This is a genomic window from Luteimonas sp. Soil_N_1 (genome assembly GCF_057656255.1).
In genome coordinates this window covers 1,402,358-1,418,410 of record NZ_JBDGKS010000001.1, presented here as the reverse complement: position 1 = coordinate 1,418,410, position 16,053 = coordinate 1,402,358, and the positions used below count along the sequence as shown (strand labels likewise).

The 16,053-nt window shown below is 67.6% G+C and carries 11 protein-coding genes; 2 read left to right on the top strand and 9 right to left on the bottom strand.

The window, feature by feature from the left end:
- Positions 1–18 precede the first annotated feature (18 nt).
- Positions 19–2,502, top strand: a complete 2,484-nt coding sequence (locus AC3A4E_RS06535) for a penicillin acylase family protein (RefSeq protein WP_487630705.1) — start codon at positions 19–21, stop codon at positions 2,500–2,502.
- Between the two features lie 20 nt (positions 2,503–2,522).
- Here AC3A4E_RS06535 and AC3A4E_RS06530 read toward each other — a convergent pair whose 3' ends face one another.
- On the bottom strand, positions 2,523–3,125 hold the full coding sequence (locus AC3A4E_RS06530) for an alpha-ketoglutarate-dependent dioxygenase AlkB (protein ID WP_487630704.1): 603 nt from the start codon (positions 3,123–3,125) through the stop codon (positions 2,523–2,525).
- Between the two features lie 129 nt (positions 3,126–3,254).
- Positions 3,255–4,466, bottom strand: a complete 1,212-nt coding sequence (gene fabV, locus AC3A4E_RS06525) for an enoyl-ACP reductase FabV (protein WP_487630703.1) — start codon at positions 4,464–4,466, stop codon at positions 3,255–3,257.
- A 248-nt stretch (positions 4,467–4,714) separates the two neighbouring features.
- On the opposite strand from fabV, the gene AC3A4E_RS06520 reads away from it, so the two are divergent.
- Complete coding sequence (locus AC3A4E_RS06520; protein ID WP_487630702.1) at positions 4,715–5,263, top strand: cytochrome b; 549 nt, start codon at positions 4,715–4,717, stop codon at positions 5,261–5,263.
- 138 nt (positions 5,264–5,401) lie between these two features.
- Here the strand turns inward: AC3A4E_RS06520 and asnB are convergent, their stop codons facing one another.
- The 7 genes from asnB to infB all read right to left on the bottom strand — a co-directional run bounded on the left by asnB (position 5,402) and on the right by infB (position 16,011).
- Positions 5,402–7,111, bottom strand: coding sequence for an asparagine synthase B (asnB, locus tag AC3A4E_RS06515; protein WP_487630701.1), 1,710 nt, complete (start codon positions 7,109–7,111; stop codon positions 5,402–5,404).
- 313 nt (positions 7,112–7,424) lie between these two features.
- Positions 7,425–8,831 carry a C4-dicarboxylate transporter DctA gene (gene dctA / locus AC3A4E_RS06510; RefSeq protein WP_487630700.1) on the bottom strand — a complete coding sequence of 469 codons (1,407 nt, stop codon included), beginning with the start codon at positions 8,829–8,831 and terminating at the stop codon, positions 7,425–7,427.
- A gap of 399 nt (positions 8,832–9,230) precedes the next feature.
- A complete protein-coding gene (gene pnp, locus AC3A4E_RS06505; protein WP_487630699.1) occupies positions 9,231–11,339 on the bottom strand; it encodes a polyribonucleotide nucleotidyltransferase in 2,109 nt (702 codons plus the stop codon).
- Positions 11,340–11,459: 120 nt separating this feature from the next.
- Complete coding sequence (gene rpsO, locus AC3A4E_RS06500) at positions 11,460–11,726, bottom strand: 30S ribosomal protein S15 (protein ID WP_487630698.1); 267 nt, start codon at positions 11,724–11,726, stop codon at positions 11,460–11,462.
- Positions 11,727–11,880: 154 nt separating this feature from the next.
- Entirely contained in the window at positions 11,881–12,867 is a 987-nt protein-coding gene (truB, locus tag AC3A4E_RS06495) for a tRNA pseudouridine(55) synthase TruB (protein WP_487630697.1), read from the bottom strand.
- Between the two features lie 52 nt (positions 12,868–12,919).
- Complete coding sequence (rbfA, locus tag AC3A4E_RS06490; RefSeq protein ID WP_487630696.1) at positions 12,920–13,282, bottom strand: 30S ribosome-binding factor RbfA; 363 nt, start codon at positions 13,280–13,282, stop codon at positions 12,920–12,922.
- A 125-nt stretch (positions 13,283–13,407) separates the two neighbouring features.
- Positions 13,408–16,011, bottom strand: coding sequence for a translation initiation factor IF-2 (gene infB, locus AC3A4E_RS06485; RefSeq protein WP_487630695.1), 2,604 nt, complete (start codon positions 16,009–16,011; stop codon positions 13,408–13,410).
- Positions 16,012–16,053 lie beyond the last annotated feature (42 nt).

Below are 16,053 nucleotides of genomic sequence, written 5' to 3'. Positions count from 1 at the left end.
GCGGCCGGGGAATCGCGCATGCGCAAATGGATCCTGCGGGCGGTGCTCGCACTCGTCGTGCTGCTCGTCGCGGCCGGCCTCGTCGCCTGGCTGTCGCTGCGCGCCAGCCTGCCGACGCTCGACGGCGACCAGCCGCTGGCCGGCCTCGTGGCGCCGGCGACCATCGAGCGCGATGCCGATGGCGTGGTCACGATCACCGCCGCCAGCGAAACCGACGCGATGCGCGCGCTCGGCTTCGTGCATGCGCAGGAACGGTATTTCGAGATGGACCTGATGCGCCGCGTGCCGGCCGGTGAGCTCTCCGCCCTGTTCGGCAGCCGCGCACTCGATGTCGATCGCGCCAATCGCGTGCACCGCATGCGCGCCCGCGTGGATGCATCGCTGGCGGATGTCGCCGGCGCACGCATGCCGCAACTGCAGGCCTACGCGGACGGCGCCAATGCAGGCCTCACAGCGCTGGGCTCGCGGCCGTGGCCCTATCTGGTGCTGCGCCAGACGCCCCGGCCATGGGCGCCGGCCGACTCGGCATTGACCGGATTTGCGATGTACTTCGACCTGCAGGACGCCAGCAACGCACGCGAGCTCGAGATGCATCGACTCAGCCAGGCCCTGCCGCCCGCACTGGTGGCCCTGTTCGCGCACGATGGCAGCGCCTGGGATGCGCCACTGTTCGGCGGCCCGCGAGGCGATGCGGTCCTGCCGGGCGCGGATGTCGTGGACCTGCGTGCCCTGGCGGTACCGCCACGTGATGACGCGCAGGCACAGGCGTCCCTGTCCGCACGCGGCCCCGCCCCGGACCTCTTCGCAGCGGCACTCGCGTCGGCGGATGCCGCGCGCGGCAGCAACAACTTCGCCGTCTCCGGCGCATTGACCGCCGATGGCCGCGCGCTGATCGCCGACGACATGCATCTGGGCCTGCGCGCGCCGAACATCTGGTTCCGCGCGCGGCTGCGCTATCCCGATCCACGTGCCCCGGGCGGACAGGTCGACATCACCGGCTTCACCCTGCCCGGCCTGCCGGCCGTCATCGTGGGCAGCAACACCCATGTTGCCTGGGGTTTCACCAACAGCTACGGCGATTACCTCGACTGGCAGCAGATCGTGCCCTGCGGCGACGACCCGGCCGCGGACTGCACGCCGGTCGTGCGGCATGAGGAACGCATCGAGGTCGCCGGCGATGCACCCGTCACGCTGGCCGTCGACGAAAGCGCCTGGGGACCCGTCGTCCATCACGATGCCGACGGCACTGCGCTGGCCCTGCGCTGGACCGCCCATCTGCCCGGTGCGCTGAACTTCGGTCTCGCCGAGTTCGCGCACGCCGGCGATCTCGACGCTGCGCTCGCGGTCGCCGACCGGACCGCCACGCCGACCCAGAACCTGGTCATCGGCGATCGCAGCGGCCGGATCGCCTGGCGTCTGCTGGGCCCCGTTCCGGTGCGCGGCGCAGGCTGCGATGGCCGCAGCGTCTCGCAGCCGCCACCGGCCCGCGATGCCGCACCGGGTACGAACCTGTGCGCACCGTGGACCATCGCCACCGATGCGTCCCCGCTGCTGCGCTCACCGGACGCCGACCGCCTGTGGACCGCCAACAGCCGTGTCGTGGACGGCGCCGACTTCGCCCGCATCGGCGACGGCGGGGCCGCACTGGGCATCCGCGCCTGGCAGATCCGCGAGCGCCTCGCCGCGCACGCGCGTTTCAGCGAATCCGACCTGCTGGCGATCCAGCTCGACGATCGCGCCCTGCTGCTGTCGCGCTGGCATGCGCTGCTCGGCGAGGTCGCCGATGACGCCACCGGCGACAGCGCACTGCGTGCACTGGCCGATGCCTCACGCGACTGGAGCGGCCACGCCAGCGTCGAGTCCGTCGGCTACCGGCTCGTCCGTGCGTGGCGGCTGGCGGTGCACGCGCGTCTCGCCGCCGGTCTCGCGGCGCCTGCCGCAGTTGCAGCAGGTGATGCGTTCGAAGTGCCCGATCCTCCGAACTTCGAAGGCGTCGCCTGGCCGCTGGCCCAGCAACGTCCGGCACACCTGCTGGCGCGACGGTTCGCCTGCACTGCGGACACGCAGCACGAGGTCTGCGCGCCGGTCGACGGGGGCTGGCAGGCCCTGTTCGAAGACGCCGCCCGCGAGGTGCGCGACAGTCTGGCCGGGAGCGGCCCGCTGGCCGAGCGCACCTGGGGCGAACGCAACACGGCCGCGATCTGTCATCCGCTGGCGGCAGCGCTGCCACTGGTCGGCACGCGTGCCCTGTGCATGCCGGCCGACCCGCTGCCCGGCGACGGCACCGTGCCGCGCGTCCAGGGGCCGGCATTCGGCGCCTCGCAGCGCATGGTCGTCGCACCCGGACACGAGGCCGACGGCATCACCCACATGCCAGGCGGCCAGAGCGGGCACCCGCTGTCGCCCTACTGGGGCGCGGGCCACGACGACTGGGCACAGGGACGGGCATCGCCGTTCCTGCCGCAGGCGACCACACACACGCTGCGGCTCGTGCCGCGCTGAACCGTCAACCGTCTGCGGCGTCAGTCGCCGTAGCGGTCGTCGTCGCGCACCGCCTCCGGACGCACCCGGAACACGACGCTGATCCGCGGCCCCACAGGCCGCGTGGTCTTGGGAATGCCGTGCAGGTGCGTCCGCTGCGAGGCATGGCTCATCGCCAGCACGCTGCCCGGCGCCAGCTCGACGGCGATCGCCTTCGCAGATCCGTCCTGGGCGCGCAGCAGCATGCGCCGCGGCGCGCCCAGCGACAGCAGCACCAGCGGATGACCGGGCACCAGCGTGCGCAGGGTGTCGTGGTGCATCGCGACGCTGTCCTGGCCATCGCGATAGAAATTCAGACCGGCGCCGGTATAGGGCGCGGGCGCCAGCCGCTGCACGCAGGCCAGCATCGCCGCCAGAGGCAGGTGCCGCGGCAGCAAGTCGACCGGCCAGGCCGCGAGCAGGCGCGGCACCTCGACCATCCGGTCGTACATCGGCCGACGTTGCCGCACCCAGCGCACACCGTCGCGCAGCGCTTCGAACCACGACATCGCGGTGTGCGGATCCACGGCACTCGGCCAGTAGCGGATGCCGCCCTCGATGTCGTCGACGAGGGAAATCGCAGTGTCGGAAGCGAACAGGGTCATGGCGGTCGCACGATGGGACTGCAGTGGAGCAGACGTGCGTCTCGTCGCCCGAGACGCCTGCAGCTCCGGCGGCAGGCAGGCACAAAAAAACCCCGCGGGTGCGGGGTTCTGTCCGGACCGCGTGGGCAATCAGTCGCGGAGTTCGATTACATCGAATTCCGCCACCGGATCCACCTCGGCGTCGTAATCCACATCGCTGCGCTCGAAACCGAACAGCTTGAGGAACTCGTGCTTGTAGCCGGCGTAGTCGGTCAGCGCGAACAGGTTCTCGCTGGTGATCTGCGGCCAAAGCGCCTTGCACTGCGCCTGCACGTCGTCGCGCAATTCCCAGTCGTCGAGACGCAGACGCGCTTCATCGTCGACCTCGGCCGCTGCGCTATCGGTGCGGTACATGCGGTCGCGGAACAGGCGGTCGAGCTGGTCGAGCGTGCCTTCGTGCAGACCCTTCTCCTTCATGACTTTGAAGGCGATGGCGATGTACAGCGGCAGCACCGGAATCGCGGCGCTAGCCTGGGTGACCACCGACTTGAGCACGGCGACGTTCGCACTGCCGCCGGTTTCGGCGAGCTGCGCATCGATGCGACGCGCGGTCGCGTCGAGGTCGGCCTTGGCCTTGCCCAGTGCGCCGTGCCAGTAGATCGGCCAGGTGATCTCGGTGCCGATGTAGCTGAAGGCCACCGTCTTCGCGCCGTCGGCCAGCACGCCGGCTTCGCGCAGCGCGTCGATCCACAGCTGCCAGTCTTCGCCGCCCATCACGGTCACGGTGTCGGCGATCTCCTGCTCGGTCGCAGGCTCGATCGACGCTTCGATGATCTGGTCCTTGTTGGTGTCGATCGCGGTCGAGGTGTAGGCCTCGCCGATCGGCTTGAGCGCCGAGCGCTTCACTTCGCCGGTGTCGGGAAGCTTGCGCACCGGCGAGGCCAGCGAATAGACGACCAGATCGACCTGGCCGCCCATCTCCTTCCTGATCAGATCGATCGCCTGCGCGCGCGCGGCGTCGGAGAACGCATCGCCGTTGATCGAGCGGCTGTAGAGGCCGGCGTCCTTCGCGTAGCGATCGAACGCGGCGGAGTTGTACCAGCCGGCGGTGCCGGGCTTCTTCTCGGTGCCGGGCTTCTCGAAGAACACGCCGAGCGTGTCGGCGCCGAAGCCGAACGCCGCGCTGATGCGTGCCGCCAGGCCGTAGCCGCTGGACGCGCCGATCACCAGCACCTTCTTCGGACCGTCGTCGCGCACACCGCGCGCCTGCGTGGCGGCGATCTGGTCGCGCACGTTGTGGTCGCAGCCGGTCGGATGCGTGGTGGTGCAGATGAAGCCGCGGACCTTGGGATGGATGATCACTGTGCTGCTCGTGTGTCTGGAAACGTGACACCCAGTTTACGGGCTGGGGTCGCCGGGGTCCCGTACGGGGGTCGATGGTGAGGCGGCAGCTGGATCGTTTGTTCCGCAGCCCGCCGCCTGTCTCCAGCACGCCGGGAGCTGTCTGCGGCAATCGCTGTCGTGGCGCCGTTCCCGCGTTTGCAAAGACGATTGACAGCACGCGGGCGCCCGGCTGAACTGTGCACCGGATTTCCGCCCTGGATGCACCCATGCCGTCTCGCTGGACCGATTCACCGCTGCGCTACGGCCTGGTCACGCGGGCGCTGCACTGGGGCATGGGCGCGCTGTTCGCGTGGCAGTTCACCGGCATGGGCGTGAAGCTGACGCTGGGCAAGCATCCGCTGACCGCGTTCCTTGTCGGTTCGCACAAGCCGGTGGGCACACTGCTGATGCTGGCGATCCTGCTGCGCGGCGCCTGGGGCCTGTCGCAGTGGCGCAATCGCCCGCCGCATCCGGCGACGCCGGTCGGCCGCCTCGCACTCGCGGGGCATGCGCTGCTGTACGCGCTGATGGCCTACGTGCCGACCGTCGCGCTGCTGCGGGAATACGGCAGCGGCCGCGGCTTTGCACCGTGGGGCGTGCCGCTGTTTCCCGCCACCGGCGAAAAGCTCGAATGGCTGATGGCGCCGGCGAACCTGTCGCACGGCGTCATCGCCTGGACCCTGCTCGCCGTCGTCGCCGGCCACGTCGCGATGGTCGCGCTGCATCACGTCTTCTGGCGCGATACGACGCTGGCGCGGATGGCGGGCAAGCTCTGAAGCGCCTTTGATCAAGTCCGGTTTTGCGCGTCATTCCCGCGAAGGCGGGAATGACGATTGTTTCAGCGTCGCCCCAGGTGCGCGCCTCATCCGCTCGCGGAAATGGCTATTCCTCGCTTCGGGAGGAAGGGCTTGCACTCAGGCCGCCACCGCCGCGTTGTGCACGCCGGCGACCGCACGTCCCGATGGGTCGGCCGCATTCGCGAACGCGGCGTCCCAGGCGATCGCAGCAGGCGACGAACAGGCGATCGACTTGCCGCCCGGCACGGTTGCAGCTGCAGCCGGCGACGGGAACACACGCTCGAACACGCTGCGATAGAAGTACGCTTCCTTGGTCTGCGGCGGGTTGTGCGGGAAGCGGCTCGCCGCGGCCGCGAGTTCGCGATCGCTGACCTGCGCGTCGGCATGCGCCTTGAGCCCGTCGATCCAGCCGTAACCGACACCATCGCTGAACTGCTCCTTCTGCCGCCAAAGGATCTCGTCCGGCAGGTGGCCGTCGAACGCGGCGCGCAGCACGCCTTTTTCCATGCGCTGATAGCCGTCGCTGCCGCGCTGGATCATCTTGTGCGCGGCGTCGAAGCGCATCGCCACGTCGAGAAACTCGCGATCGAGGAACGGCACGCGCGGCTCCACCCCCCAGGCCATCATCGACTTGTTCGCGCGCAGACAGTCGTAGTTGTGCAGCGCATCGAGCTTGCGCACCAGCTCCTCGTGGAACTGCCGCGCGTCCGGTGCCTTGTGGAAGTACAGATAGCCACCGAAGATCTCGTCGCTGCCTTCGCCCGACAGCACCATCTTCACGCCCATCGCCTTGATCCGGCGAGCGAGCAGGAACATCGGCGTCGACGCGCGGATCGTGGTCACGTCGAAGGTCTCGACGTGGCGGATCACATCGGGAATCGCATCGAGCCCTTCCTCGAAGGTGTATTCGAATCCGTGATGCACGGTGCCCAGTGATTCGGCGGCGATTGCGGCAGCCGCGAGATCCGGCGAGCCCTTGAGACCGATCGCGAACGAGTGCAGGCGCGGCCACCAGGCTTCGCTCTGGTCGCCGTCCTCGACGCGATGCCGCGCATAGCGCGCAGCGACGGCGGCGACCAGCGAGGAATCGAGACCACCCGACAGCAGTACGCCGTAGGGCACATCGGTCATCAGCTGGCGATGCACCGCAGCCTCGAAGGCCTCGCGCACATCGTCGAGCGACACATCCACACCTTCCACCGCATCGAAGTTACGCCACGGCCGCTTGTAGTACTGCGTGAGCACGCCGGTCGCGCTGTCGTACCAGTGACCGGGCGGGAACTGCGCGACATCGGCGCAGGTGTCGGCCAGCGCCTTCATCTCGGATGCGACGCGCAGGCGGCCTTCCCGGTCATGGCCCCAGTACAGCGGCACCACGCCGATCGGATCGCGGGCGATGATCGCGCGGCCGCTGTCGCGGTCCCACAGCGCGAACGCGAAGATGCCGTTGAGCCGCTCGAGGAACGCCGACGGGCCGCTGCCGTCGGCTTCGTGCTCGCGGTAGAGCGCGCTGACCACTTCGCAGTCCGATGCGGTCTGGAACGCGTACGGCACGCGCAGTTCCGTTTTCAGCGTCTGGTGGTTGTAGATCTCACCGTTGACCGCGAGCACCAGCGCGCCGTCCTCGGACAGCAGCGGCTGCGAACCGCCCGCCGGGTCAACGATCGCGAGACGCTCGTGCACGAGGATCGCGCGGTCGTCGACGTGCACACCGCTCCAGTCGGGGCCGCGGTGGCGCTGGCGCTGCGAACACTCGAGCGCCTGCCGGCGCAGAACGGTTGCGTCGTCGCCGGGTTGCAGGCCGAAGATGCCGAAGATCGAACACATGGTGAAGCTCCTGGGATGTCGTGGATTGCGATGTCGGGGGAGCCGGATGCGGACACAAAAAAACCCGCATCGCGGCCGATGCGGGTTCGTGTTCCGGTGCCTGCGCGTCCTGTCTTACTGCTGCGCCAGCTCCCACACCCGCATCGGCCGCGCACGATTATTCGTGCGCAGTGCGTTGCGGTTGCGATTGTTGGCGGCGATGCGGGGCATGGACTGCAACCTAAAGGCTATGGGGTGGACGCGCAACCGTTGCGTGCGCAACGGCTGCGTCTACCCGTTCAACGCACGCGGCGTCGACGGGCGGCCATCGGGGTCATTTGACCGGCACGGCGTCGGCCGGCGCCGCTGCTTCGGCAGCGTTCTTCTCGGCGAGCAGACGGTCGGGATCGACCAGCGACGGATTGTCGAGCACCTCGGCCAGACGCTCGCGGTCGAGTTGTCCGGTCCAGCGGGCGATCACCAGCGTGCCGATGCCGTTGCCGGTCAGATTGGTCAGCGCACGACCTTCCGACATGAAACGGTCGATGCCGACGATCAAGGCGATGCCCGCAAGCGGAATCACGCTCTCGAACGCAGCCAGCGAGGCCGCCAGCGTCACCAGGCCCGCACCCGACACACCGGCTGCACCGTTCGACGAGATCAGCATGAAGACCAGCAGCGCGATCTGCGTGCCCAGCGGGACTTCGATGCCGAACGCCTGGGCGATGAAGATCGCGCCCATCGTCATGTAGATCGCGGTGCCGTCGAGATTGAACGAATAGCCGGTGGGAATCGTCAGCCCGACGACCGACTTCGGCACGCCAGCCGCTTCGAGCTTGGTCAGCATGCGCGGCAGCACCGTCTCCGACGACGAGGTGCCGAGCACGATCAGCAGCTCGTCGCGGATCATGCGGATGTACTTGAAGATGCTGAAACCCGACCACCAGCAGATCGGTCCGAGCACCAGGATCAGGAACAGCAGGCAGGTCAGCCAGAAGCTCACCATGAAGTAGCCGAGCGAGCCGAGGATCGCGCTGCCGTACTCGCCGATGGTGAAGGCCATGCCACCCATCGCACCCAGCGGCGCGAACCACATGACGATCTTGATGACGCCGAACATCACCTGGGCAATCGTGTCGAGCGCGGCCACGGCAGGCTTGCCGCGCTCACCGAGCATCGTGATCGCACAGGCGACGAGGATCGCCATGACCAGCACCTGGATCAGCTGGCCTTCGACGAAGGCGCCGAAGAACGAACTGGGCACCAGATGCAGCAGGAAGCCGGTGAGGCCGTCGCCGGCCGCCGCGCCCGCGCTCTGCAGCGTGCCGTCGGCCGCCGAGGCGTCGAAGGTGGCGATGTCGAGGCCGAGCATGCGGCCCGGGCCCAGCAGGTTGATGACGACCAGGCCGATGCCCAGTGCGAAGACGGTGGTGACGTTGAAATAGACGACGGTCTTGAGCGCGAGGCCACCGGCCTTGGCGAGATTGCCGAGCCCGGCGATGCCGACCGCGACGGTCGCGAAGATGGTCGGCGCGATAACGACCTTGACCAGTTTGATGAAGAGATCGGCGAGCCATTTCATCTGCGCGCCGACTTCCGGCGCCGCAAGGCCGATGGCGATGCCTGCCGCAATGCCGAGCAACACCCAGAAATACAGGTGATGCCACAGCTTCTTGCGCTTCAGCGCGGGCCCGGGAGTCGGAGCTTTGACGGGTGTCTGGGGAGAGGTTTCGGTCTGCATGCCGCAAGCCTGCCAGATGAACGCCTTTCGCAAACTCACCCGATGGGACTAGATGGCGCAGTCAGGTTGATGCGGACCGCCGCTCTGGCAGTTGCCCGCGTGGCTGCACGACGGCAATGCACCATGGATCTGTACCGACGACAGCGCGACCTGATTCGCTTGCCAACCGCTGCGCGGTGTTGTGCCGTACCGCGCTGACCGGCTGCAATGCGGGCCGTGACCGATCGAGGACGGTGCCGGCATCGCCTCCGCCGCACAGCAGTGAGAGCGGCGCCCAGGGCCGGACCGCGATGTCGATGCAGGATGTGTCACGTGGCGACCGCGCGCGCCCCGTTGACGCCCCCAACTAAAACGGGCCGCTTGCGCGGCCCGTTTTCCTGTCACATGCAACGCTGGCGATTACTCGGCCGGCGTGCCCTCGCCTTCTTCGACGGCCTTCATCGACAGGCGGATACGGCCCTGCTTGTCGACTTCCAGCACCTTGACCTTGACGACGTCGCCTTCCTTGAGCACGTCGCCGACCTTTTCGACGCGATCGTTGGAGATCTGCGACACGTGGACCAGACCGTCCTTGCCGGGGGAGATCGTCACGAATGCACCGAAGTCCATCAGCTTGACCACCTTGCCCTCGTAGATGCGGCCCGGCTCGACGTCCGAGGTGATCTGCTCGATGCGTTCCTTCGCGGCGCGACCGGCGGCGGCGTCGACCGATGCGATCGTGATCGTGCCGTCGTCCTGGATGTCGATCTGGGTGCCGGTTTCCTTGGTGATCGCCTGGATGACCGAACCGCCCTTGCCGATGACTTCGCGGATCTTGTCGGGGTGGATCTTGATCGTGATCAGGCGCGGCGCGAACTCGCTGAGTTCGGTACGGGCAGTGGTCAGCGCGCTGCTCATCTCCTGGAGGATGTGCAGACGACCCTGCTTCGCCTGGGCCAGCGCGACCTTCATGATCTCTTCGGTGATGCCCTGGATCTTGATGTCCATCTGCAGCGCCGAGATGCCGTTCGTGGTGCCGGCAACCTTGAAGTCCATGTCGCCGAGGTGATCTTCGTCACCCAGGATGTCCGACAGCACGACGTAGTCGTCGCCTTCCTTGACCAGGCCCATCGCGATACCGGCGACCGGTGCCTTGATCGGCACGCCCGCGTCCATCAGCGCCAGCGAGGAACCGCAGACCGACGCCATCGACGAGGAACCGTTCGACTCGGTGATCTCCGAGACGACGCGGATGGTGTACGGGAATTCTTCCATCGTCGGCATCACGGCGAGCACGCCGCGCTTGGCCAGACGGCCGTGGCCGATCTCGCGACGCTTCGGACCCATCATGCGGCCGGCTTCGCCCACCGAGTACGGGGGGAAGTTGTAATGGAACAGGAAGTGCTCTTTGTACTCGCCGGCGACGGCGTCGATGATCTGGCCATCGCGCGCGGTGCCAAGGGTCACGGCGACGATCGCCTGCGTCTCGCCACGGGTGAACAGCGAGGAGCCGTGCACGCGCGGGAGGATGCCGACCTTCGATGCGATCGGACGCACGGTGTCGAGCGCGCGACCATCGATACGGACCTTGGTCTTGAGGACCGAGTCGCGCATCGTCTGGTATTCCTGCTCGCCAAATTCCTTCGACAGTTCGCTGTTCGACCAGGCGTTGGCTTCGGCGTGCGGCTGCACGGCTTCGAGGATCGCCTTCTTGACCTTGGAGATCGCGTCCTTGCGCTCGAGCTTGTCACGCACCTGGAACGCGCTGGCGAGCTGCTCGCCCACCGCGGTGCGGATGGCCGAGATCAGGCCTTCGTTGGCGGCCGGCGCGGACCATTCCCACTTCGGCTTGCCGGCTTCGGCGACGAGCTCGTTGATCGTGGCGATGGCGACCTGCATCTGCTGGTGGCCGAACATCACGGCGCCGAGCATCACGTCTTCCGACAGTTCCTTCGCTTCCGACTCGACCATCAGCACGGCGTTCGCGGTACCGGCGACGACGAGCTCGAGGTCCGAATCCTTCAGCTCGGAGATGGTGGGGTTCAGCAGGTACTGGCCGTCCTTGTAACCGACCTTGGCGGCGCCGATCGGGCCGTCGAACGGCGCGCCCGACAGGGCCAGCGCGGCGGATGCACCGAGCAGGGCCAGGATGTCGCCGTCGACATCGGGGTTCATCGACATCACGGTGGCGATGATCTGGACTTCGTTGCGGAAGCCATCGGGGAACAGCGGACGGATCGGACGGTCGATCAGACGCGAGATCAGCGTTTCCTTCTCGGTGGCGCGACCTTCACGCTTGAAGAAGCCACCCGGAATGCGGCCGCCGGCGTAGAACTTTTCCTGGTAGTCGACGGTCAGCGGGAAGAAATCCTGGCCTTCGCGCGCGGTCTTGTTGGCGACCGCGGCGACCAGCACCTGGGTGCCATCGCAGGACACCATCACGGCGCCGCCGGCCTGGCGCGCAATCTCGCCGGTCTCGAGCGTCACCGTCTGGCTGCCGTACTGGAAGCTCTTTGTCACTTTTGCCACGTTGGAATTCCTTGATGTCTCTTGCGATGAACCGTCCGGAACCCGTGTTCCGGCCAGCAGGGCGCTGGCACGCCCAAAAAAGAACCACGGCGCATTTCTGCGCCGTGGTGTGTATCGGGTTTAGCGACGCAGACCGAGCTTCTCGATCAGGGCCTTGTAACGAACCGCATCCTTCCGGTGCAGATAGTCGAGCAGGCTGCGACGACGATTGACCATCATCAGCAGGCCGCGGCGGCTGTGGTGGTCCTTCTTGTGCGTCTTGAAGTGCTCGGTCAGGTGCACGATGCGTGCGGTCAGCAGGGCGACCTGGACTTCCGGGGAACCGGTGTCGTTGTCGCCGCGCTTGTGGTCTTCGATGATCTTGCCGTTGTCGATGGTGCTGGTCATTTCATGCTCTCTGGACGCGGGTCCCGCAGAAGACAGCGACCGGTCGTGTGACCGTCGCGTACCGCCCGGACCGCCTGTGGATGGATGCTGCAGTGTGCCTTGAAAAAGGCGGCGAAATTGTACCGCCGGCCGGACAGCCGGACAAGGCGGCCATTCAGGCCCCGGTGTCGTTCGCGTCGGCGCGGCGGAACATGCGTTGCGGTTTCAGGCGGCCATCCTCGGCCACCTGGCCCAGACCTTCGGCGCGGCCGGCCGGCCCGATGATGGCCACCTCGCCTACCGGTGCGTAGGATCCCGGCACGTCCTGGCCGTTCTGCAGACGCGCGGCCTGGCGTGTATCGACGTGCACTTTCGGCCAGGCCAGCATGCCGGCCTCGATTTCCAGCAGGCAGGCTTCGAGCTGCGATTCGCTGCGCGCGGCCAGGGCCTGCAGGTCTTCCAGCGTCCACATGCGCGGATCGCGGAACGGATCGACCCAGAGCCGGCGCAGCTCGGCCACATGCGCGCCACAGCCCAGCAGTTCGCCCAGATCGCGGACCAGACTGCGCACATAGGTGCCCGAGCCGCACTCGACGTGCAGGCGCAACTGCGGCATGCCGCCGGGTTCGAGCACGCCGTCGAGCAGATCGGCCGCCGACTGGAGTTCGAATGCGTGGACATCGACCGGACGCACGTCGACTTCGACCGTCTCGCCGCGACGCGCCTTGGCGTACAGCGGCTCGCCGCCGCGCTTGAGTGCGGAATAGATCGGCGGGCGCTGCTGGATGCGGCCGACCAGCTGGCCGAGCGCGGCATCGAGGGTCTCGATGGTCAGCGCCGGCACCGGGCGCTCGCGCAGGATCTCCCCGTCGGCATCATCGGTATCGGTGACCTGCCCCAGACGGGCGACAGTGGTGTAGGCCTTGCGTGCACCGAGCAGGCCACCGGCGATCTTGGTCGCCTCACCAAAGCACACCGGCAGCAGGCCGGTCGCCAGCGGATCAAGGCTGCCGGTATGGCCACCCTTGTCCGCACGGAACAGGTGGCGCACGCGCTGCAGCGCCTGGTTGGAACTCATGCCACGCGGCTTGTCGAGCAGCAGGATGCCGTCGAGCTTGCGGAACTTCGTGCGGGGCCGGTTGTGCTGGGTGCGGCTCGTCATGGGCGGGCGCGTGCGTGGGCGTTTGCGATGCGGCCGTGTGGCCGCGCCGGACTCACTCGGCCGGACGGCCGTCGTCGAGATCGCGCAGCAGATTGTCGATGCGCTCGCCGCGATCGACCGAATCGTCGTAATGGAAATGCAGCTCCGGCACGTGGCGCAGCTTCACCGCACGCGCCAGGCGGAAGCGGATCTCGTGCGCGACGGCCTTGAGGCCCTTCATCGCCTCGTCGGCGCGCTCGGACTGCAGCGCGGTCACGAAGACCTTGGCGTGGGCCATGTCGCGGGTGACCTCGACGTCGGACACGCTGACAGACGGCAAGCCGTGTTCGGAGACTGCCTCGCGCACGAGCGTTCCGAGCTCGCGACGGAGCTGGGCGGAGACGCGGTCGGTACGGTGGAAGGATTTCGTGGGCACGGATGGGAACCTGTTGCGATGGGACGGAAGAAACTCTGGAACACGGCGGATGGAACCGCCCTAGACGACGACGGCCGGGTCCGTGTGTACGGAGCCCGGCCGCCGGCATTGCATCCGGCGTGCCCTTACAGGGTGCGCTGGACCTCGATGCGCTCGAAGCACTCGATCTGGTCGCCCGGCTTGACGTCGTTGTAGGCCTTGACGCCGATGCCGCACTCCGTGCCGTTGCGCACTTCGTCGACGTTTTCCTTGAAGCGGCGCAGCGATTCCAGCTCGCCCTCGAAGATGACCGTGTTGTCGCGCAGCACGCGGATCGGCTTGTTGCGCTTGACCACACCCTCGATGACCATCGAGCCGGCAACCGCACCGAACTTGGAGCTGCGGAACACGTCGCGCACTTCGGCGGTACCGATGATCTCTTCGCGGATCTCCATGCCGAGGATGCCCGAGGCAACCTGCTTGACCTGGTCGATCACGTCGTAGATCACCGAGAAGTAGCGCAGATCCAGCGCGCTGTTCTCGATCACCTTGCGTGCCGATGCGTCGGCACGGACGTTGAAGCCGATGATCGTGGCCTTCGCCGCAGCCGCCGAGTTGGCGTCCGACTCGGTGATGCCGCCGACGCCCGAGACGATGACGTTGATGCGGATCTGTTCGTTCGACAGCGCGACCAGCGACTGCTTGAGCGCTTCGACCGAACCCTGGACGTCGGCCTTGATGACCAGGTTGAGCGACAGCTGCTGCTCGGCCTGACCCATCTGCGCCATGATGTCTTCCATGCGGTTGCCCGCAGCCTGCACCAGGCGCGTTTCGCGGCGCTTGGTGTCGCGCTGCGAGGCCACGTCCTTGGCCAGACGCTCGTCGGCGACGACGACGAAATCATCGCCCGCATCCGGCACGCCCGACAGACCCAGCACCTGCACCGGGATCGACGGACCGGCCGTCGGCACCTGGTTGCCGGTTTCGTCGAACAGCGCACGCACGCGGCCGTACTGCACGCCGCAGACGAGGTAATCGCCACGCGACAGCAGACCGTTCTGCACCAGCACCGTCGCGACCGGGCCGCGGCCCTTGTCCAGCGAGGACTCGATGACCGTACCGCTCGCGCGGCCTTCGGCCACTGCGCGCAGTTCCAGTACTTCGGACTGCAGCGAGATCGCATCGAGCAGATCGTCGACGCCGTCACCGGTCTTGGCCGACAGCTCCACCATCTGCGTGTCGCCACCGAAGTCCTCGGCCACGATCTCGTGCTCGAGCAGTTCGTTCTTGACCCGCGACGGATCCGCGCCCGACTTGTCGATCTTGTTGATCGCCACGATCAGCGGCACCTTCGCCGCCTTCGCGTGCTTGATCGCCTCGACCGTCTGCGGCATGACGCCGTCGTCGGCCGCGACCACCAGGATCACGATATCGGTGAGCTTGGCGCCGCGTGCGCGCATCGAGGTGAATGCCGCGTGGCCCGGGGTGTCGAGGAAGCTGATGACGCCCTTGTCGGTTTCGACGTGATACGCGCCGATGTGCTGGGTGATGCCACCCGCTTCGCCCGAGGCGATCTTGGTGCGACGGATGTAGTCGAGCAGCGACGTCTTGCCGTGATCGACGTGACCCATGATCGTGACGACCGGCGGACGCACGACCTGGTCGCCCTGCGCTTCACCCACGTGCGCGATCAGCTCGCTCTCGGCGTCGTCGGCGTCAGCGCGCACTGCGATGTGGCCGAGTTCTTCGACGGCCAGCACGGCGGTGTCGTGATCGATCGACTGGGTGATGGTCGCCATGACGCCCATCTTGAACAGCGCCTTGACCACGTCGCCACCCTTCATCGCAAGCTTCTGCGCAAGGTCGGCCACGGTGATCGCTTCGCCGATCGCCACTTCGCGCTGCATCGGCGCGGTGGGACGTTCGAAGCCGTGCGGACCGCCGCCACTGCGCGACGGCGCATTGCCGCGACGCTGCGGGCCGCCGCGCTGCGGCTTGCCACGCGTGTTGCTGGTGCTGCGACGGGCGCGATCGGAGGCGCTGAGATGCATCTGGCCGGCGAAGCGCGCGGTCTTGTCGTCATCCTCGACGCCACTGACCATCGCGTGCGACCCACGGTTGCCCTTCTTGGCTCCGGCAGGCGCGTTGCGATCATCGGCGCGCGGCGGCGCAGGCGGCTTGTGACCGTGACCGTGCGCAGCCGGCGGACGGCGCGTGGTTTCCGCGGCCTCTTCCGGCGGCGCAGCGGCAGCGGCCGCGGCGACCTGGCGCAGACGCTCGGCCTCGGCTTCCGCTTCGCGCTTGCGCGCTTCGGCTTCGTCGGCGCGACGCTTGTCGTCCTGCGCCAGACGCTGCTGCTCGGACAGGTTCTTCGCGCGCGACTCTTCGAGCTTGCGCAGGATCTCGGCGCGCTCGGCATCGGGGTCGACCGCGGCCGAAGGGCTCAGCGTGACCTTCTTGCGCACGACGACATCGACCGTCTGGCGGTTCTTGCCGCCACCGACCGTCAATTCCTGCTTGCGGCTGCGGCTGAGCGTGATCTTCTTGGGCGCAGCGATTTCTTCGGCCGGGGCATCGCCCTTGCCGTGCGCGCGCTTGAGAAAACCAAGCAGCTTGAGCTTCTCGGCACTGGTCACGCTCTGGTCGGGATCGCTGAACGGCATGCCCGCTTCGGACAGTTGCTCAAGCAGTTTCTCGACCGGCGTATTCACCAGTGCGGCCAGCTTGCGGATCGTGGTTTGTTGCGACATTCGTGATTCCGGTTCCTTGCGCGCCGCCGCGAAGTGCGGGGC